This is a genomic window from Paracoccus sp. T5 (assembly GCF_048538155.2).
GTDB lineage: Bacteria > Pseudomonadota > Alphaproteobacteria > Rhodobacterales > Rhodobacteraceae > Paracoccus.
In genome coordinates, this window is record NZ_CM135809.1 from 1,179,040 (window position 1) to 1,198,620 (window position 19,581).

Annotated in this window: 15 protein-coding genes and 1 tRNA gene; 5 read left to right on the top strand and 11 right to left on the bottom strand. The window is 67.8% G+C overall.

The features are described 5' to 3' along the window. Positions 1-57: 57 nt before the first annotated feature. On the bottom strand, positions 58-897 hold the full coding sequence (locus tag ACNR9W_RS05835; RefSeq protein WP_419267921.1) for an arginyltransferase: 840 nt from the start codon (positions 895-897) through the stop codon (positions 58-60). 202 nt (positions 898-1,099) lie between these two features. Here ACNR9W_RS05835 and ACNR9W_RS05840 point away from each other — a divergent pair, with 202 nt between their 5' ends. Continuing rightward, positions 1,100-3,907, top strand: a complete 2,808-nt coding sequence (locus tag ACNR9W_RS05840) for a [protein-PII] uridylyltransferase family protein (protein ID WP_419267922.1) — start codon at positions 1,100-1,102, stop codon at positions 3,905-3,907. 7 nt (positions 3,908-3,914) lie between these two features. On the opposite strand, the gene ACNR9W_RS05845 is transcribed toward ACNR9W_RS05840, so the two are convergent. Further along, the gene (locus ACNR9W_RS05845; protein ID WP_419267923.1) at positions 3,915-5,993 is read right to left on the bottom strand and encodes a glycosyltransferase family 2 protein; all 2,079 of its coding nucleotides are present in this window, start codon (positions 5,991-5,993) and stop codon (positions 3,915-3,917) included. 105 nt (positions 5,994-6,098) lie between these two features. Further along, positions 6,099-7,247 (bottom strand): glutamine-hydrolyzing carbamoyl-phosphate synthase small subunit, encoded by a 1,149-nt coding sequence (gene carA, locus ACNR9W_RS05850; protein ID WP_419267924.1) that lies wholly within the window; start codon positions 7,245-7,247, stop codon positions 6,099-6,101. A gap of 166 nt (positions 7,248-7,413) precedes the next feature. Here carA and ACNR9W_RS05855 point away from each other — a divergent pair, with 166 nt between their 5' ends. Further along, entirely contained in the window at positions 7,414-7,875 is a 462-nt protein-coding gene (locus tag ACNR9W_RS05855; RefSeq protein WP_419267925.1) for a GatB/YqeY domain-containing protein, read from the top strand. Positions 7,876-7,918: 43 nt separating this feature from the next. Continuing rightward, the gene (locus tag ACNR9W_RS05860; RefSeq protein WP_419267926.1) at positions 7,919-8,110 is read left to right on the top strand and encodes a DUF3008 family protein; all 192 of its coding nucleotides are present in this window, start codon (positions 7,919-7,921) and stop codon (positions 8,108-8,110) included. A 37-nt stretch (positions 8,111-8,147) separates the two neighbouring features. Here the strand turns inward: ACNR9W_RS05860 and ACNR9W_RS05865 are convergent, their stop codons facing one another. The 4 genes from ACNR9W_RS05865 to lipB form a co-directional block, all read right to left on the bottom strand. Continuing rightward, positions 8,148-8,546 (bottom strand): DUF2244 domain-containing protein, encoded by a 399-nt coding sequence (locus ACNR9W_RS05865; RefSeq protein WP_458478672.1) that lies wholly within the window; start codon positions 8,544-8,546, stop codon positions 8,148-8,150. 113 nt (positions 8,547-8,659) lie between these two features. Further along, positions 8,660-10,339, bottom strand: coding sequence for a cytochrome c oxidase subunit I (locus ACNR9W_RS05870; RefSeq protein ID WP_419267928.1), 1,680 nt, complete (start codon positions 10,337-10,339; stop codon positions 8,660-8,662). Positions 10,340-10,524: 185 nt separating this feature from the next. After that, positions 10,525-10,983, bottom strand: a complete 459-nt coding sequence (locus ACNR9W_RS05875) for a c-type cytochrome (protein ID WP_419267929.1) — start codon at positions 10,981-10,983, stop codon at positions 10,525-10,527. Positions 10,984-11,098: 115 nt separating this feature from the next. Then, positions 11,099-11,743 (bottom strand): lipoyl(octanoyl) transferase LipB, encoded by a 645-nt coding sequence (gene lipB / locus ACNR9W_RS05880; RefSeq protein WP_419267930.1) that lies wholly within the window; start codon positions 11,741-11,743, stop codon positions 11,099-11,101. Between the two features lie 119 nt (positions 11,744-11,862). On the opposite strand from lipB, the gene ACNR9W_RS05885 reads away from it, so the two are divergent. Beyond that, positions 11,863-11,949: transfer RNA gene (locus ACNR9W_RS05885), tRNA-Leu, on the top strand. 122 nt (positions 11,950-12,071) lie between these two features. Here ACNR9W_RS05885 and ACNR9W_RS05890 read toward each other — a convergent pair. Genes ACNR9W_RS05890 through ACNR9W_RS05900 form a run of 3 tightly spaced genes read right to left on the bottom strand, consistent with a single transcriptional unit; the run spans position 12,072 to position 17,740 of the window. Next, complete coding sequence (locus ACNR9W_RS05890; protein ID WP_419267931.1) at positions 12,072-13,457, bottom strand: efflux transporter outer membrane subunit; 1,386 nt, start codon at positions 13,455-13,457, stop codon at positions 12,072-12,074. Then, the gene (locus ACNR9W_RS05895; protein WP_419267932.1) at positions 13,454-16,561 is read right to left on the bottom strand and encodes an efflux RND transporter permease subunit; all 3,108 of its coding nucleotides are present in this window, start codon (positions 16,559-16,561) and stop codon (positions 13,454-13,456) included. The genes ACNR9W_RS05890 and ACNR9W_RS05895 overlap by 4 nt, the downstream gene beginning before the upstream one ends. 6 nt (positions 16,562-16,567) lie before the next feature. Further along, a complete protein-coding gene (locus ACNR9W_RS05900) occupies positions 16,568-17,740 on the bottom strand; it encodes an efflux RND transporter periplasmic adaptor subunit (protein ID WP_419267933.1) in 1,173 nt (390 codons plus the stop codon). A 164-nt stretch (positions 17,741-17,904) separates the two neighbouring features. Here ACNR9W_RS05900 and ACNR9W_RS05905 point away from each other — a divergent pair, with 164 nt between their 5' ends. Beyond that, entirely contained in the window at positions 17,905-18,486 is a 582-nt protein-coding gene (locus tag ACNR9W_RS05905) for a TetR/AcrR family transcriptional regulator (RefSeq protein ID WP_419267934.1), read from the top strand. Between the two features lie 8 nt (positions 18,487-18,494). Here the strand turns inward: ACNR9W_RS05905 and ACNR9W_RS05910 are convergent, their stop codons facing one another. Continuing rightward, positions 18,495-19,520: a LacI family DNA-binding transcriptional regulator gene (locus tag ACNR9W_RS05910; protein ID WP_419267935.1), complete on the bottom strand. Its 1,026-nt coding sequence runs from the start codon at positions 19,518-19,520 to the stop codon at positions 18,495-18,497. Positions 19,521-19,581: the final 61 nt, after the last annotated feature.

Consider the following 19,581-nt stretch of genomic DNA (forward strand, 5'->3'; position numbering starts at 1 on the left):
GATAAAGTGACGCAGGGGCGGAAGAATTTGAAATTTTCTTTCGCGGCCTGTCAGGCGCTATCGGTCGAATTGCGGCAGCGCGATGCGGGCCACCTGCTCGACGATGGGATCGACCGACAGGGGATGCGCCTCGTTGGAATGTGTCTCGGGGTCGCCCAACTCCTGCCAGACCCCACCTTTGTAGATTTCCAGCGCGCCGAACTTGGCCTTGTAGTCCATCTTGCGGCTGCCCGGCACCCAGTAGCCCAGATAGACATAGGGCAGTCCCGCCGCCCGGGCGATCTCGATATGGTCGAGGATGATGTAGGTCCCCATGCTGGCCCCGCGCAGCAGCGGATCATAAAAGCTGTAGACAAGGCTCAGCCCGTCATCCAGCACGTCGGTCAGGCAGACCCCGCCCAGATGGTCGTCGCCCTGGGACAGTTGCGGCAGGTGGTCACCGCTGCAGCGGTATTCGATCACCCGCGTCTTGACCGGCGTTTCCTCGATCATCGCGGCGAATTCGAAGATGTCCATGTCGGCCATCCCGCCATCGGCATGGCGGCTGTCCAGATAGCGGCGGAACAGTTCGAACTGTTCCTCGGTGGCCCAGGCACTGGTCGCCAGCCGCCGCATCGGCGCGTTGCGCGTGCGGATCCGGCGCTGCGTGCGGGTCGGGTGAAAGTCCGCAACACGAATGCGCGCCGACATGCAGGCGACGCAGCTTTCGCAGCTGGGGCGGTACAGCACGTTCTGCGACCGCCGAAAGCCCTGCCGCGACAGCGCGTTGTTCAACTCGGCCGCGTTGTCACCCTGCAGCGCCGTGAACAGCTTGCGCTCGGCCCGGCCATGCAGATAGGGGCAGGGCTGCGGGGCCGTCACATAGAACTGTGGCGCATGGGGCAACGTATGGCGCATCAGGCGCCCCTCGTGCGACATATGTTCAGAACAAGGGCGGTCATGGGCGCGCTGAGGATCCGTTTCGCCTGTTGATTGCGCGAAGCCTAGCAACGATTCAGGGACAGGCCAAGCAGGGAAACGGTTGACGTGGCAGCAGCGGCGGTCCTCGGGCGGGAAGCTGCGCGTTGACTGCCCTTGGGGCTTCACTAAGGTGGCCGCCATGACCTTCGCGACCCGCATCACCCGCCTGCCGCTGCCCGCCGATCCTGCCCGTGGGGCGGATGTCGCAGGCCTGTTTCCCGAACTGCCCGACCGCCTGCGGACGCTGATTGAGGGCACTGCTGGCAGCAGCCCCTTTCTGGCGGATCTGCTGCGCAAGGAGGCCGAATGGTTGCCCGGCGCGCTGGATCATGACGACGTGGTTGCCCGCGAGACCGCAGGGCTGGAGGATCTTGAGGCGGAGGCCCTGGGCATCGCGCTGCGCCGGGCCAAGCGCCGCGTGGCGTTGCAGGCGGCGTTGGCGGATCTGGGCGGCGTCTGGACGCTGGAGCAGGTGACGCGGGCTCTGTCCGACCTGGCCGACCGGGCCGTGGACCTGGCGCTGCGCGTCCATGTCGCGGCCGAGCAGCGGCGCGGCAAGCTGCCGCCGACGCGGGCCGATGCCGGGGGCATCCTTGCGCTGGCGATGGGCAAGGGCGGCGCGGGCGAGCTGAACTACAGTTCCGACATCGACCTGATCGTGCTGTTCGATGAAACCGCCTATGCCGAGGCCGACCAGATGGAGGCGCGCGCCGCGCTGATCCGCGCCACCCGCAAGATGGCCGCCACGCTGTCGGACGCGACCGCGCATGGCTATGTTTTCCGGACGGACCTGCGGCTGAGGCCTGATGCCGCCGTGACGCCGGTCTGCATCTCTACCGCCGCCGCGCTGGCCTATTACGAGGCCGAGGGGCGGACCTGGGAACGTGCGGCCTTCATCAAGGCCCGCGCCGCCGCCGGCGATATCGCGGCGGGCGAGCGTTTCCTGCGCGAACTGCGCCCCTTCATCTGGCGCAAGCACCTGGACTTCGCCGCCATCCAAGATGCGCATGACATGCGGCTGCGCATCCGCGATCACAAGGGTCTGGGCGGGCGGCTGGAAGTGGCAGGCCACAACCTGAAGCTGGGCCAGGGTGGCATTCGCGAGATCGAGTTCTTCACCCAGACCCGCCAGCTGATCGCCGGAGGCCGCGATCCCGAACTGCGGGCGCGGGACACGGTGGGGGGGCTGCGGGCGCTGGCCGAAAAAGGATGGGTGCCGCCCGAGGTCGCCGCCGAATTGATCGACCACTATCGCCAGCACCGCGACATCGAGCATCGCATCCAGATGGTGAACGACGCCCAAACGCACGCGCTGCCCAAGGAGGCCGAGGGGCTGCGGATCGTCGCGGCACTGACGGGTGAGGCGGATGTCGACGCATGGTGCGCGGGGCTCAAGGCCCGTCTGGCCCGCGTCCATGACCTGACCGAGCGCTTCTTCGCCCCGGGCGAAGTCCAGGCAGAGCGGCCGCATATCTCGGACGAGGCCGACGCCATCATCGAGCGGTGGCAGACCTATCCGGCCCTTCGATCAGACCGCGCGCAACAGATCTTTCGCCGGATCGAGGCGCCGCTGCTGGAGCGGATGGCTCGCGCCGGCCATCCGGCCGAGGCGCTGATGCGGTTTGACAGTTTCCTGTCGGGCCTTCCGGCGGGCGTGCAGCTGTTTTCGCTGTTCGAGGCCAACCCCCAACTGATCGAGCTGATCGTGGACATCTGCGGCACCGCGCCGGCACTGGCGGGATATCTGGCCCGGCACCCGGCGGTCCTGGATGGCGTGCTGGGGGGCAGCTTCTTTGCGCCCTGGCCGGGCGAGCCGGGTCTGCGGGCCGATCTGGACCGCGCCTTGCAGCGTGCGCTGAACGCACCGGGCGGCGGCTATGAGCGCGCGCTGGATGCCGCGAGGCGGTGGTCGCATGAATGGCATTTCCGCATCGGGGTCCATCATCTGCGCGGCCTGATCGACGCGGACGAGGCCTCGGGTCAGTATGCCGACCTGGCGGGGGCCTGCCTGGGCGCGCTGCTGCCGGTCACGGCTGCCGACTTTGCCCGGCGCCACGGTCCTGCGCCGGGGCGGGGCGCGGTCGTTCTGGGCATGGGCTCGCTTGGCGCACGGGTGCTGAACGCGGGTTCGGACCTTGATCTGATCGTCATCTATGACACCGATGGGATCGATGCCTCGGACGGGCCGCGTCCCCTTGCCGCGCGGCCCTATTACGCGCGGCTGACGCAGGCGATGGTCACGGCGCTGTCCGCGCTGACTGCGGAAGGGCGCCTCTACGAGGTGGACATGCGGCTTCGCCCTTCGGGGCGGCAGGGGCCCGTGGCGACCGCAGTGCAGAGCTTCGAGACCTACCAGATGAGCGAAGCCTGGACCTGGGAGCATCTTGCCCTGACCCGCGCCCGCTGCGCCGCCACCCTGGGTCGCGATGCCGAGGCGCTGGCCGCGCATATCGAAGCGCTGCGCGTCGCCGTTCTGGCGGCCCGGGGCGGTGACGCGCGGGTGATGCCGGACCTGGCCTCGATGCGGGCGCGGCTCTTTGCGGCCAAGGCCCCGGACGGGCCTTGGGATGCCAAGCAGGGGCCAGGGCATCTGCAGGACATCGACCTTCTGGCGCAGGCCTGCGCGCTGCGCGCGGCCGACCCGGCGCGGACCACGCTGGCGCAGCTGCGCGCCGGGCGCCGCGCGGGGCTGCTGACCAAGGAAGCCGCAGAGCAGCTCGGTTCCGTCTGGCGCAGCCTCTGGCGGCTGCATGCGGCGGGGCGCCTGCTGACCGACCGCGCCCTCGACATGGCCGAGATCGGGCGCGGCGGTCAGGATTTCCTCTTGCGGGAAACAGGCGCGGCTTCGCTGGACGAGCTGGAGGCGCGGCTGGCGCAGCAGACGGCAAGTGCCGCATCCCTGATCGCGGAGCTGATGCCGGAAGGGGTTCTGGACGCGGCCCCCTGAAGTCGGTTCAGCCCGCAATCCGTTGCAGGTCCTGCGGGGCAGGAGCGGGTGCATTTGCGGTGGCCTGGGCCTCTGCGACCTCGGACAGCGACCGGCCACCGATCTTCCCCAGCAAGGGGATCGAGACGAGGCCCGGGGTCAGTTCGGGGGCTTCGTTCGCCTCGACGAACAGTCCATGCGCAGTCTTGTCCCAGTAGAAGGGCTTGGTCACCACCTCGTAGATCGCCTTCCAGCCCGCCAGGCAGCCAAGCGGGAAATAGAGGTGCAGCGTCGGGACCCAGGCCAGAAGGTGCCGGTGCTTGGCGCCCCGGACCGCGCGCAGTCCGACGAAGATGCTGAGCGCCTCGGAGACAAGGAACAGCCCGAACAGACACATGGCCGCGCTGCCGCCCATCACCTCCCGCAGGGGATGAGGCAGCCCAAGGGCCAGCAACCAGAAACTCCACAGCACCGGGGCCAGCAGGTATTGGGAGAGGGCGCCGAAGAATTGCACCTGAAAGCCCCAGAACCGCCGCGCCCCCAGCTCACGATACAGCAGCACCGGGTCGCGCATGTGCACGGCCCAGGTCAGTGCATAGCCCTTCAGCCAGCGCGATCGCTGCTTGATCCAGGGCAGGGTGCGGCAGTTCGCCTCCTCATCAGTGGTCGTCTCGATGATCTCGGTCCGATAGCCCCGGCGCGCGAGGCGAACGCCCAGGTCGGCATCCTCGGTCACGTTCCAGGCGTCCCAGGCCCCGACCTTCTCCAGGATGGGCCGGCGAAAGAACAGCGTCGTGCCGCCCAGGGGCACGACCAGTCCCATCCTGGCAACACCCGGCAGCAGGACCCGGAACCAGGCCGCGTATTCGATGGTAAAGCAGCGCGCCAGCCAGTTGGTGCGGGGGTTGTAGAAATCCAGCGCGCCTTGGAGGCAGGCCACATCGGCGGGGGCGAAATGAAAGCGGCGGGCGACCTTGTGCAGCTGGTCGGGGTCCGGCCGATCCTCGGCGTCCCAAATCCCCACGATCTCGCCCCGGCAGAAGTTCAGCGCATAGTTCAGGGCCCGGGGCTTGGTCTTGATCGGGCCGTCGGGCACGCGGACGACGCGGATCCAGTGGGGCAGCCGTGCACCCGCCAAAGCGTTTTCGGTGACCCGGTCGCTGGCCTCGATCACCAGCAGCAGGTCGGTCAGCTCGCGCGGGTAGTCCAGCCGCGCCAGCCGCGCGACCAGCTTGCCGGCCACGTCGCTTTCCTCGAACAGAGGCACCATGACCGAGATCACCGGCAGCGGCGCCTCCGTCTCGGCGGGCAGCACCAGGCCTTGCGCCACGGCACGGGCCAGTTGGTCCTGCTCGGCGCGTGCACGGCCCGAGGCCAGGAACGACAGCAGCTTCAGCCCGCTTTGCAGGATCAGCGTCAGTGCCGCCCAAGCGACCAGAAGCGCCACCACGAAGGTCGGCACCACGGCCAGGCCAAGGACCAGCAGCACCAGGGCGGCCGCCGCCAATTGACCGGTTCGCAAGGGGTTCTGCGTCCGGCAGCTTTCGGCGGCGGGGACGCGCGTCTCGGCCTCGCGGATCAGGCGGATCCGGCAGGAGCTCAGAACCCCCGACTGTGCCTGATCGTGGCTGCAGAGCAGCATCCGCACCTGGCCGAACTGCGCCGGCAGACGGGGCAGCAGCGCCGGGAACATGTCGGGCCGCGACGTGGCAATCCAGGTGACGCCGCCGATCCGCCGCCAGGGCAGGATGCCATGCGTCAGGCAAAAGCCGGCGCCGGCAGCGTCGATCAGGCGCGGATCGGCGGGGCTCAGCGCGGGGTCGATGGCGGTGGTGCGCCATTGGCGCGACAGCGCCCGGGCCAGTGCCTCGGGCGTGACCATGCCCTGCGCCAACAGGATCTCACCCAAGCGGGCGCTCTGCCGCTGGCTGAGAACGGTGGCCTTCAGCAGGTCGGATGGATCGACGGCGCCATCCTCGACCAGGATCTGGCCCAAGGGCAGCTTGCTGGGCGGTGCCAGCGTCGGGCCGCGCAGGATCACCTGGTCCGAGGCCTTTGGCGCGTCGGGCAGGGCAGCGGTCCGAGGCGATGACGCAAGCTGGGCCATGGGCGTTCCCTGTCGGATCGCCCCTTGATGGCATGCAGTGATTAACAACCCGTTAAGGCAGGGCGGGACGGCACCAGTTTCGTGCCGCCTCCGTGCCTTTCAAGCTCAGCCCCGGCGCGCGCGCATGGAATCGGTAAAGCGCTTGAACAGGTAGAGGCTGTCCTGCGGCCCCGGCGCCGCCTCCGGGTGATGCTGGACCGAGAAGACCGGCTTGTCGGTCATGCGGATGCCGCAATTGCTGCCGTCGAACAGACTGACATGCGTCTCCAGCACGCCGGCCGGCAGCGACTGCGAATCGACCGCGAAGCCGTGGTTCATCGAGGTGATCTCGACCTTGCCGGTCTCGACGTCGCGAACCGGATGGTTCGCGCCGTGATGGCCGTGGCTCATCTTGACGGTCTTGGCCCCAAGCGCCAGCGCCAGCATCTGGTGCCCCAGGCAGATGCCGAAGATCGGCATGTCGCGCGCCAGCAGGTCCTGGATCATCGGCACGGCATAGGCGCCAGTCGCCGCCGGATCGCCGGGACCGTTCGACAGGAACACGCCTTCGGGCTCATGGGCCATCACCTCCTCGGCGGTGGCATTGGCCGGCAGCACCGTCACGTCGGCCCCATAGGCCACCAGCGAACGCAGGATGTTGCGCTTGGCGCCATAGTCCAGCGCCACGACCTTGAAGGGCTTGTCCTCGGGCGAGGTGCCAAAACCCTTGCCCCATTCCCACGCGCCTTCTTCCCACCGATAGCTCTGGGCGCAGCTGACATCCTTGGCCAGGTCGAGGCCCACCAGGCCCTGCCAGTCGCGGGCGCGGGCGATCATCGCCTCGATGTCGAAATTGCCGGCGGGATCATGGGCCAGCACGACATGCGGCGCCCCCTGCTGGCGGATCGCGCGGGTCAGGCGGCGGGTATCGACCGCGCCGATGCCGATCCGGCCGCGGCGGCTCATCCAGTCGGTCAGATCCGATGCCGCGCGCCAGTTCGACGGCTCGGTCGGATCCCACCGCACGACGATGCCGCTGGCCACCGGGTCCTGCGCCTCGTCATCCTCGGGGGTGACGCCGGTGTTGCCGATATGGGGAAAGGTGAAGGTCACGATCTGGCTGGCATAGGAGGGATCGGTCATGATCTCCTGATAGCCGGTCATCGCGGTGTTGAAGACCAGTTCGGCCACAACTTCGCCCGGGGCTCCGAAACCCTGGCCATAGAAGACTGTGCCATCGGCAAGCGCCAGGCAGGCGGTCGGTTTTGCGGCCATGTCGGCACCTCTGGAATGAAATCAGGCGGTGAATAGGGGGGGCAGGCCCCAAGGTCAAGCCGAAGCCGCCGTCGCGGCACCGCGCCGCGCTTGATTTGCGGGGCCCGCCGGCCTAGATCGCAGGCTTTCCGGCGCATCCCCGCGCCCAGATCATGGAGACAGGATCATGGAACTTCGCGCCAGACTGCAATCCGCGACCAAGGACGCGATGAAGGCCAAGGACAGCGCCCGCCTGTCCACCCTGCGCCTGATCGGCGCCGCCGTGAAGGACCGCGAGATCGCGGCGCGCGGCGGCGACGGCGACGGCGAACTGACCGAGGCCGACCTGATCCTGATCCTGTCGCGCATGGTCAAGCAGCGCCAGGAATCGGCCAAGGCCTATGAGGAGGGTGGCCGGCTGGAGCTGGCCGCCAAGGAAGAGGAGGAGATCCTGGTCATCCAGGAGTTCCTGCCCCGCCAGATGAGCGAGGCTGAAACGCGTGCCGCGGTCGATGCCGCGATCGCCGACCTGGAGGCCACGGGGATCCGGGACATGGGCCGGGTCATGGCGGCCCTCAAGGATCGCCACGCCGGGCAGATGGATTTCGGCGCGGTGGGCGCGCTGGTCAAGGGCCGGCTGCTGGGCTGAACCTTCCATGCGCCGGGACGTTGAGCGGGCAGGAGGTGATACCATGCCCGCAAAATCGAAAGCGCAGCAGCACGCCGCCGGAGCCGCCCTGTCGGCCAAGCGCGGTGACACCAAGGTCAGCGACCTGAAGGAGCCGTCCAAGGACATGTATTACAGCATGTCCGAGGCGGAGCTTGAGAGGGTTGCCTCGACCGACGAGGATGATCTGCCCGATCACGTCGAGGACACGAAATAATGTAAGACGGGCGGGCCTTGGCCCGCCCGTCTTGCCATCAGCCCCGCGCGCGGCCCAGGGCCCGGCTGAGTTCGTCGCACAGGCTGACGCGTTCCTCGGGCGTCAGGAAGGCGCCAAGCTCGATCTCTCGCTGTCCATCCGAGAGGGTCAGGTAGCTTGCGACCGGACCCTGGCGCAGCGAGGCGCGGACCCAGTAGCTGTTGGTCTGCCATTCGCGCGGCGCGCGGCCGGGATCGCTGCGACGCACCTGCAGCCTGTCATGATCCAGCAGCAGTTCCTCTCGGGTCTGGCCGCTGCGATAGGTGTGCTGGAAGGCCCACCAGACCCCCACCACCACCAGCACCACGAAGGGCAGCAGGCCCCAGAGGACCTGCGTGCCGAGGACCGCAAGGATCGGCAGCGCCATGAAGGCGGCGGTCACTCCGATGAACCACACGAAGCCCTTCCTGGGCAGGGACCGGTGCGGCCAGAGGGTGAGCTTTTGCAAAACGGCCCCGGAATGATCCGGGGCCGTTTCTGTCCATTGATAGGGCATCGCCGAGCGCGCTCTCAGTGATGCGCCGGGCTGCGATCCCAGTCCTCGCGCTTGGGCAGCTGCTCGAACGTGTGCTCGGGCGGGGGCGAGGGCAGGGTCCATTCCAGCGTGTCGGCGTACTCGTTCCAGTAGTTGTTCTGGGTCACGCGCTTGCCGGCGAACAGGGTATAAGCGACGATGCCGATGAAGAACACGAAGGAGGCGAAGGACAGATAGGCGCCCCAAGAGCTGATCGCGTTCCAGAAGGCGTATTCGACCGGATAGTCGATATAGCGGCGCGGCATGCCCTGGCGACCCAGGAAGTGCTGCGGGAAGAAGGTCAGGTTCGCACCGATGAACATCATCCAGAAGTGCAGCTTGCCGGCCCATTCAGGGTACTGGCGGCCCGACATCTTGCCGATCCAGTAATAGACGCCCGCAAAGATCGCGAAGACCGCGCCAAGGGACATCACATAGTGGAAGTGCGCCACGACGTAGTAGGTGTCGTGATAGACGCGGTCCAGCGGTGCCTGGCTCAGGACGACGCCGGTGACGCCGCCGACGGTGAACAGGAACAGGAAGCCGAAGGCCCAAAGCATCGGCGTCTTGAACTCGACCGAGCCGCCCCACATCGTCGCGATCCACGAGAAGACCTTGATGCCCGTGGGCACGGCGATCGTCATGGTGGCCAGCATGAAGTAGCTCTGCTGGGTCAGCGACATGCCGACGGTGTACATGTGGTGCGCCCAGACGACAAAGCCCAGGATCCCGATGGCGGCCATGGCCAGGACCATCGGCAGATAGCCGAAGATCGGCTTCTTGGCGAAGGTGGCGATGACGTGGCTGATGATGCCGAAGCCCGGCAGGATGATGATGTACACTTCCGGGTGGCCAAAGAACCACAGGATGTGCTGGTACAGCACCGGGTCACCGCCGCCGGCCGGGTTGAAGAAGTTCGTGCCGAAGTTGCGGTCCATCAGCAGCATGGTGATGGCGCCGGCCAAGACGGGCAGGGCCAGCAGGATCAGCCATGCGGTGATGAAGACCGACCAGGCGAACAGCGGCACCTTGAACAGCGTCATCCCGGGGGCGCGCATGTTCAGGAAGGTGGTGATGATGTTGATCGCGCCGACGATGGACGAAGCACCCGAGACGTGGACGGCAAAGATCGCCAGGTCCATCGAATAGCCGCCCTCGTTCGTGGACAGCGGCGGGTAGAGAACCCAGCCCACGCCCGAACCCAGCTGCTGGTTGCCGCCGGGGGCAAGCAGCGAGGCGACGCCTAGGCACAGGCCCGCGACATACAGCCAGTAGCTGAGGTTGTTCATGCGCGGGAAGCTCATGTCCGGCGCGCCGATCTGCAGCGGCATGAAGTAGTTGCCGAAACCGCCGAACAGGGCCGGGATCACGACGAAGAACATCATCAGAACACCATGATAGGTGATCATGACGTTCCACAGATGGCCGTTCGGGGTGCACTCGGCGGCGGCGTCGGCGAAGAATCGCGCGCCCTCCAGGCACATGTACTGGACGCCCGGCTCGTGCAGCTCCATCCGCATGTAGACGGTGAAGCTGACCGAGATCAGGCCGGCCAGACCGGCGGTGAAAAGGTATAGAATACCAATGTCTTTGTGATTGGTGGACATGAACCAGCGGGTAAAGAACCCGCGTGTGTCATGATGGTCTCCGTGGCCGTGTGCGGCTGCGTCTGCCATACCCGAACTCCCTCAAGATGTCGTCGAGCCGGTCTGGCAGACCGGCGATATCACGGGTTCTTTAGACCACCTGCGCAGACCGGGCAATGCGTCACTGTGGTCCGGGTGCGGTCCACGCCCGCCAGAAACAGTCTCAGGCGGGCGCGGCGCAAGAGACTGCGGCGTCACGCCGCAGTCCCGTCACGTCATTGCGTGGCCGCTTCGGCCTCCGCGGGGGCATCCGGGGACACCGTGGTCAGGTAGGCTGCGACATCCGCCTGGTTCTTGTTCAGCTTGAACGTCATCTTGCTCCTGGCCGAGGGATCGCCCGACTTCTCCTTCACCCAGGCACCCGGATCGGTGACATAGGCGGCCATCTCCTCTTCGGTCCAGACCATGTCCGGATTGGCGGCGGCGGCGGCCAGGATGCCGTCGCCATAGCGGAACCCTTCCTCGGACGCGATCTTGGCACCCATGACGTTCCACAGGTTCGGGCCGGTGGCGCCGCCCTTGACGATGTCGGTGCCGCTGTCGTCACGGATCATGTGGCAGGCGCGGCACTTGCGGAACTCGCTCTCGCCCACGGCGGGGTCGCCGGCCTCTTGCGCGATGGCGGGGATGGCTAGAGTCGCGCCCAGGACGGCGCCGACGATGGCTGATTTCATTGCAATAATCCTCGATCAACCCCGGAAGGGTGGTTTTCTCCAGACCCGAGACTACAGGCGGGTGCCGCAAGAAATCCACCCATCGAAAGGTCGCATCGCAAGAATTGATCGCAACTCAGCGGAAGATCACGCCGAATTGCTGCTGCAGTGCCACGTCAAGATCGGTCATCGTGACCGGCAGCCCGAGGTCGACCATCGAGGTCACCCCATGCCCGGTGATGCCGCAGGGAACGATCCCGCCATAGTGGTCCAGGTCCGGATCGACGTTGATCGAGATGCCGTGAAAGCTGACCCATTTCCGCAACTTGACCCCGATGGCGGCGATCTTGTCCTCGCGGGCGGTGCCGTCAGGCAGGGCGGGCTTGTCCGGCCGCGGAACCCAGACCCCCACGCGACCTTCGCTGATGCGGCCGGAGATGCCGAATTCGGCCAGCGCCGCGATCACCCACGCCTCGAGCCGACCGACGAAGGCCCGGACATCGCGGCCGCGCCGGTTTAGGTCCAGCATCACGTAGACGATTCGCTGCCCCGGCCCGTGATAGGTATATTGTCCCCCCCGTCCCGTGGCATGCACCGGAAAGCGGGCCTGCAGCAGATCCTGCGCCCGCGCGCTGGTCCCGGCGGTATAGAGCGGCGGATGTTCGACCAGCCAGATCGCCTCGGGGGCTTCGCCCGCCAGGATCGCGGCAACCCGCGCCTCCATGAAGGACACGGCCTCGTCATAGCCGGTCAGGCCGTCGCTGATGATCCATTCCACCATGTCGGGGATGTGGCGCGGCCGGGCGCGGCCGTCAATGCCGATCTTGCGGCGGAAAGGGGGTCCAAAAAACCTCTTTCCATCGCCGTGCCGCTCGGCTATCAGGCCGGAACTGCCCGGATGCGGCCGTGGCGGAATTGGTAGACGCGCAGCGTTGAGGTCGCTGTTCCTTAACCGGAGTGGAAGTTCGAGTCTTCTCGGCCGCACCAACCCCTTCCTTTCATCGTCGGACGAATGCGAACCTGCATTGCAGGTCGCCCACCCTTGCTGCGCCACGGTCTGTCGCCCTGCCGAAGGGCTAGGGGCGGCAGTGGCCTGCCGCCCGTCCCGATCACTCGGCGATCCGCGTCACGGCTGCGCCCGCACCCGTGGCGATCTGCAGTGCCGCCCATTCCTTGGCCGCGTCGTTGCGGGCCGAAGCAGCCTGCAGGCGCGCCGCCGCACGCTGGCGGTCAGCATCCAGCAGCTCGACCAGCGGCAATGCCCCGGCCTCGAAATTGGTGCGGGCCAGGTCATAGGCGCGATCAAAGGCCACCGCCGCCTGGTCCAGCGCCTCGACCCGCTGACGATAACGGCGCAGGTTCGACTGGCCGCGCTGCACATCCTCGACCGCTGCGGCGACCTGAGACCGCCAGGCCAGATCCGCCTGCCGCGCCTCCGACAGGCGGCGCGCGCGGGCGGCCTGCAGCAGGCCCTGGTTCGCCACCGGCAGGGACAGGCGCGGGCCAAAGCCCCAGCTGTTCGCGCCGCCGGTGTCGCTGACGGTTCCGGTCAGGGACAGCGAGGGCAGCATGTCAGCCGTGGCCACGCCGACGGCGGCCAGGGCCTGCGCCAGATCGGCCTGCGCCGCCTGCACGTCGGGACGGTTCCGCAGCAGGTCGGCCGGGACTCCGGCACCCGGTCCGGGCGGGATGCGCAGCGCGGCCGAACCCTGCTGCATGCGCCCCATCAGCGGCGCGGCCTGCTGGTTCAGCAGGGTCGAAAGGCGAAAGACCTGCGCGTTGAAGCGTGCCTCATAGGCCGGCAGGTCGGCGCGCGCGGTCTGCAGCAGCGCCTCGGTCTGGGCGATGTCGTAGTCGGTCGCCAGGCCCAGGGCCTGCATGTCGCGCGTGACGCCCAGGGTGCGCTGGCGGGCGGCGATGGTGTCGCGGGTCAGGGCCAGGGCCTGCTGATGGAAGCGCGCATCGGCATAGGCCCCGATCACTTCGGCCAGCCAGGCCAGCCGCGTCACCTGCGCCTGCGCCTCGGCGGATGCCTGGGCCGCCTGCGCCCCCTGCCGTGCCCGCCGGGCACCGCCAAAGAGATCGAGGACAAAGCCCGCCGAAAGATCGGCCGTGCTGGCATAGCCGGTCGGCCGGCCGTCGGCGCCGGTCCTGACCCGGCTGGCCGAGGCGGGCTGCCCGCTGACCTGGGCCGCCAGGGGGGCGGTGGCGCGCAGATCAGCCTCGGCAGCGCGGATGCGCTCGTTGGCGGTGATGATGTCAAGGCTGGTTCCCAGCCCCTCGGCGATCAGGCGCGACAGCGTGCGGTCCTGGTAGCCGGACCAGAAGGCATTGGCGCCGACCGTGCCCAGGGAGGCGGCCGCGCCTTCGGCGAAGCTGACCTGCAGGCCGGCCCTGGGAAGGGCGGTGGGATCGGGTCCCACGGCCGCGCAGGCCGAGATGGTCAGCAGCGCGGCCAGGGACAGTGCGGCCTTGGGTAGGCGGGGGAAGGTCACGAGCTCTTTTCCTTTCGGCTCAGCATCCGCCGCAGCTTCAGCACGGCAACGTAGAAGACGGGGACCAGGAAGATCCCGATGACGGCAGACGAGGCCATGCCGCCCAGCACCCCGATCCCGATCGAGTTCTGCGCCCCGGCCCCGGCCCCCGAGGCGATGGCCAGCGGCAGCACGCCCAGCATGAAGGCGAAGGTCGTCATCAGGATCGGACGCAGGCGCTGGCGCGCGGCGACAAGGGCGGCTTCGACCACCGTCTTGCCCTCCTGGACTTGGGCTTGGGCGAATTCGACGATAAGGATCGCGTTGCGCGCCGCCAGGCCGATGGTCGTCAGCAGGCCCACCTTGAAGTAGACGTCGTTCGACTGCCCGAAATAGAGCGCCGCCAGCAGCGCCCCAAGGATGCCCACCGGAACGGTCAGCATCACCGCCAGCGGCACGGCCCAGCTTTCGTAAAGCGCGGCCAGCGACAGGAAGACGACCAGCGCGGACAGCGCGAACAGCAGCGGCGCCTGGTTGCCCGACAAACGCTCCTGATAGGAGAGGCCGGTCCAGGCGGCGCCATAGCCGCCGTCGAGGTCTGCGACCAGATCTTCCATCACGTCCATCGCGGCACCCGAGGACAGGCCCGGCGCGGCAGCCCCGCTGAGTTCCAGCGCGCGCGTGCCGCCATAGCGGGCCACGGCCTTCGGCTCCTGCTGCCAGTTCTGGTCCGAGAAGGCGCCGAATGACACCATCTCGCCCTGCGCGTTGCGGGCGTACCAGCGGTTGATGTCCTCGGGCTGGGACCGGCTGGCCGCCTCGCCCTGCACGATGACCGGGCGCAGGTCGCTGCCCAGGGCAAAGTCGTTTACGTCGCGGCCGGCGAAGATGACCGACAGCATGGCGTTCACCTCGGGGATCGACAGGCCGAAGGCCGCGGCCTTCTGCTGGTCGATGTCCAGCCGCAGCGAGGTCTGGGTGGCGGCCTCGTTGCCGCGCAGGTTGGTGACGCGCCCATCGCTGCGGGCATCGGCCACCAGCTGGTCCGCGGCGGCGGTCAGCGCCTCCTGTCCCCGCCCGGACTGGTCGATCAGGTACATGCTGAAGCCCGACGACGTGCCCATCCCCTGAATGGCGGGGGGTTGCAGCACGAAGATCTGGCCCTGCCGGTTGGTCATGAAGAAATGACCGTTGGCCCGCGCCACCAGGGAGGCGATGTCCAGCCCCTCGCGCTTGTCGTAGTCGCGCAGCTTGACGAAGACCATCGCGTTGTTCTGGCCCGATCCGCCAAAGCTGAAGCCCAAGGCGGCAAAGACCGACTCGACCGTCTCGCTTTCCTCGTTCAGCAGGTAGGTCTCGACCTTCTCGACCAGTGCCTGCGTCTGCTGGGTGGTCGATCCGTCGGGACCCTGGATGATCACCAGCGCCACGCCCTGATCCTCGTCCGGCAGGAACGACCCCGGCAGGCGATCAAAGAGCGCAAAGACGCCAAAGCCGATCGCCACCAGCACCAGCAGCATCCGCAGCGGCCGCTTGACCAGCCGGGTGACGGTGGCGACATAACCGTTCGTGGCGCGGTCCATGTTGCGGTTGAACCAGCGCGCGGGCGCGATGCCGTCGCCATGCTTGCGCGGCTTCAGCAGGCTGGCGCACATGGCCGGCGTCAGGATGACCGCCACGCCCAGGGACAGCACCATCGCGGTGATGATGGTGATCGAGAACTGGCGATAGATGACGCCGGTCGCCCCCGACATGAAGGCCATGGGCAGGAACACCGCCGACAGGACCAGAACGATGCCGACCAGCGCGCTGGTGATCTCGTCCATGCTCTTTTCGGTGGCCTCGACGGGGCCCAGGCCCTCTTCCTCCATCACGCGCTCGACGTTTTCCACCACCACGATGGCATCGTCGACCAGCAGGCCGATGGCCAGGACCATCGCGAACATGGTCAGCGTGTTGATGGAATAGCCCGCCGCCGCCAGAACCGCGAAGGTGCCCAGCAGCACGACCGGGATCGCCACGACCGGGATGATGGTCGCGCGCCAGCTTTGCAGGAAGACCAGGATCACCAGGAAGACCAGGACCACGGCCTCGGCCAGGGTGTGATAGACCTGATTGATCGATTCCTCGACAAAGGGCGAGGTGTCATACGGATAGACGATCTGCACGCCCTCGGGCAGGGCGCCCGCCAGGCCGTTGATCGTGTTGCGGACTGCCTCGGCCGTGTCCACGGCATTCGCGCCGGTGGCCAGGTTCACGGCAAAGCCCGCCGCCGGGTTGCCATTGTGGCGCGAGGCGCCGCCATAGCCCTCCTGGCCGATCTCGATCCGGGCCACGTCGCCCAGGAAGACGGTCGAGCCGTCGGGATCGACGCGCAGCAGGATGCGTTCGAACTCGTCCACGGTCGAGAATTGCGACTGCGCCGAGACGGGGATGGTCAGCCGCTGCCCCTGGGCCGCGGGCTGCGCACCCAGGTCGCCAACGGTGACATTGGTGTTCTGCTGCGCGACCGCGCTGGTCACATCGGCGGGGGTGACCTGGTACTGGACCATCTTCATCGGGTCCAGCCAGATGCGCATGGCATAGCCCGACCCGAAGGTGTTGATCGACCCCACGCCGGGCGTGCGCTTGACCGGGTCCTCGATCAGCTGCGCGATCAGATCGCCCAGCTCCACAGTTGAAAATCGGCCGTCGGGCGAGGTCAGCGCCCCCACCAGCAGGATCGAGCTGGTCGAGCGCGCCACCTGCACGCCCTGCTGCTGGACCACGTCCGGCAGCTGCGAGGTGACCAGCTGCAGCTTGTTCTGCACCTGGACCTGCGCGATGTCGGCATCGACCGTGTCGTCGAAGGTCAGCGACACCGAGGCCGAGCCGGGCGACGAGTTCGAGGTCATGTAGATCAGGCCGTCGATGCCGGTCATGGCATCCTCGATGACGGTGGTGACCGAGGCCTCCACGATCTCGGCCGAGGCGCCGTTATAGGCGGCACTCACCCGGACCGTGGTGGGCGAAATCTGCGGATACTGCTCGATCGCCAGGCTGCTGAGGCCCAGGGCGCCGACCAGCATGGTGACCAGGGCAAGCACCCAGGCAAAGACCGGGCGGTGAATGAAGAAACGGGCCATCTGGGGTTACTCCGCTGCCGGCGCGTCTGCAGGCACGTCTGCGGGCGCATCCGCGCCGCCGCCATCCGCGGCCGGGTCGGCCGGGGCAGGCGCATCGCGCACGACGCCGTTTTCGTCAAAGGTCACCGGCACCGGCGCCACATCCATGCCCGCCGCAAGCCCGGTCAACCCGTCCACGATCAGCTGGTCGCCCTCGGCCAGGCCGTCGGTCACGATCCACTGCTGCTGATAGCTGCCGTCTTCGGTCAGCTGGCGCTGGCTGGCCTTGCCGTCCGCGACCACCCAGGCCGTCAGGTTGCCGATCTTGTCGCGCCGCGCCGCCGATTGCGACACCAGGAAGGCGCGGGTCACGCCCAGTTCCACCTGGCCGCGCAGGAACATGCCGGGCAGGATCAGGTTGTCGGGATTGTCGAAACGGAACCGCGTGTCGATCGAGCCGGTGGTGGTGGAGACGGTCACCCCCGGCGCCACCAGTTCGCCCTGGGCTTGGTAGGTACGGCCGTTTTCCAGGGTCAGCGTCGCCCGCAGCTGTTCATTCAGGCGCAGGCTGCCGTCGTCGATGTCGTCCAGGACCCCCAGGAAGCGGGACGAGGGTTCGTACATGTCCACCTCGATCGGGTCCAGTTGGGTGACGGAGGCCATGGGATCCGCCTGTCCGGCCGTCACAAGGTCCCCGACCGAGACATCCGAAACGCTGGCGATGCCGGCGATCGGGCTGGTCACCGTGGTCCAGGCCAGGTCCGACTCGGCCAGGGTGCGGGCAGCCTCGGCGGCCTGCAGCGCGGCGCGCGCCTGGTCCAGCGTCGCGCGCGCGGCCTCGACCTGGGCCTGGGTCGTGCCCGAGCCCAGCAGCTGTTCGGTCCGGCTGAAGGCCGACTGCGCCTGCGTCACCTGCGCCGCGGCGGACGCCACCTGCGCCTCGGCGCTGGCCAGGTTGGCGCGATAGGTCCCGTCCTCGATCCGGAACATCGGGGCCCCGGCCTCGACATGCCTGCCGGGTTCGTAAAGAATCTCGGTCACCAGACCACCCACGCGCGGACGGATCGACGTGGCCGAGGCCGCGACCGCGCGACCGGGCAGCGTCACCACCCGCGGGACATCCTGCGGCTGCACCGTGACCACGCCCACCTGCTTGGGCGGCATCTGCCCCGGGTCCTGCGCCAGGGCCGGGGTCATCATGAAAAGTCCCGCAGCCAGGGCTGCACCGGACCGAAATGTGAACTCGCGCATGTTGTGATATCCCGATATCCGCGTCCGACGGGACGCCATGTCGGCCCGCTCATTGCATGGAATTGCGGACTGTGCAATATTTGCTTTGACTGCATTCAGGAACGGGCTGCCGAATGACCATCAATCTTCGCGATCGACGCCGCCGCCAGACGGCCCGGGACATCCAGCAGGCCGCGTTGCGCGTGGCGCTGCAGGCGGGCTATTGCGCGGCGACGACCGACGCGATCGCCGCCGAGGCCGGCATCAGCCCCCGGACCTTCTTCAACTACTACCCCAACAAGACGGCGGCGGTGCTGGGCCAGCCGCCGATCCTGGACACGCAGGCGGGCGCCTGGATCACGACATCCGAGGCACCGCTGGTCGACGACCTGGTGCGGTTGCTGGGCCAGATGCTGAAGGAGGACAGCCCGGACCGGCAGACCCTGCGCATGATCGAGCGGCTGATCGAGACGACGCCAGAAATGCAGATGCTGTTCCGCAAGTCGCTGGACGAGATCTCGCTGGCGCTCAGCGGGCTGCTGCTGGTGCGCTTGGGGGCGCACCGGGCGCTGGAGGCCGAACTGATCGCCGCCATGTCCACCCATGCCTTGGCCAACGGGGTGCGCAGCTGGGCCGCCGACGAATCCATGGACCTCGACGGGGTTCTGGAAATGACGCGCGACCAGTTGCGCAGCGTCTGCGTGCTTTTGAACTGAACCTGGGCCTATACGGCCGGGACGGGCCCCGTGCTGTCGCGCACCAGCAGGTCGACGCCAAGCGTGGTGCTGTCGGTGATCGTCTCGCCGCGCATCCGGGCCAGCAGCAGTTCGGCCGCCCGTCGGCCAAGGCGGGCGCGATACTGGCGGATCGTGGTCAGGGGCGGCAGGCAATAGGCCGACATCTCGATATTGTCAAAACCCATGACTGAGATGTCCTGCGGCACCCGCAGCCCGCCGCTGACAAGGCCGTGGATCAGCCCGATGGCCATTTCGTCATTGTCGCAGAAGACGGCCGTCGGTCGGTCGGGCATGTCCAGAACCCCCGCCGCGGCATCACGGCCAAAGCGGGCGGTGAAGTTGCCTTCGATGCTGTCAGCGGGGCCGGGTATGGGCAGGCCAGCCTCGGCCAGCCCGCGAAGAAAGCCCTCGCGTCGGGCGACGGTCAGCGAATTGCCCCGCGGTCCCGTCAGGTGCAGGATGCGGCGGTGGCCGTGGTCGGTCAGATGACGCGCGGCCAGCCGCCCGCCCTCGACATTGTCGGCCAGCACGCGGGGCGCCTCCAGGCCCTCGATCCACTCGCAGGCCTGCACCAGCGGCGGGCAGCCGGGCTGGTCGAACAGGCGCGGGTCCAGGCTGCCGTCCAGCACGATCACCCCGTCCGAGCGCGACCGGTTCAGATAGGGCGCCAGCATCGTCATCGCCGGCTGTTCGGGAACCGCCGTGGTGTCCAGCACCAGCAGGCTCAGCCCCTTCTTGCGCAGCACCTCGGATATGCCTGCCAGAATCTCGGAGAAGAACGGGTTGGCCAGCTTGGGGACCAATGCCAGCACCCCGCCCACCTGCTGCTGGCGCAGGTTCCGGGCGGTGAAGTTCAGCGTGTAGCCGGTCTGGGCGATGGCCGCCTCGACCGCCTTGCGCGTGGCCTCGGACACGATCGACGGGTTCGAGATGGCGCGGCTGACGGTGGCCACGGACACGCCCGCCAGCTTGGCGACGTCATGGATGCGCGGCGGACGGGCTTGATCTGGCACCGGAATCTCGCTGTTGGGGCAGGATCAGGCTTTAGCGGAAAAAATCCTGTTGTAAACCTTT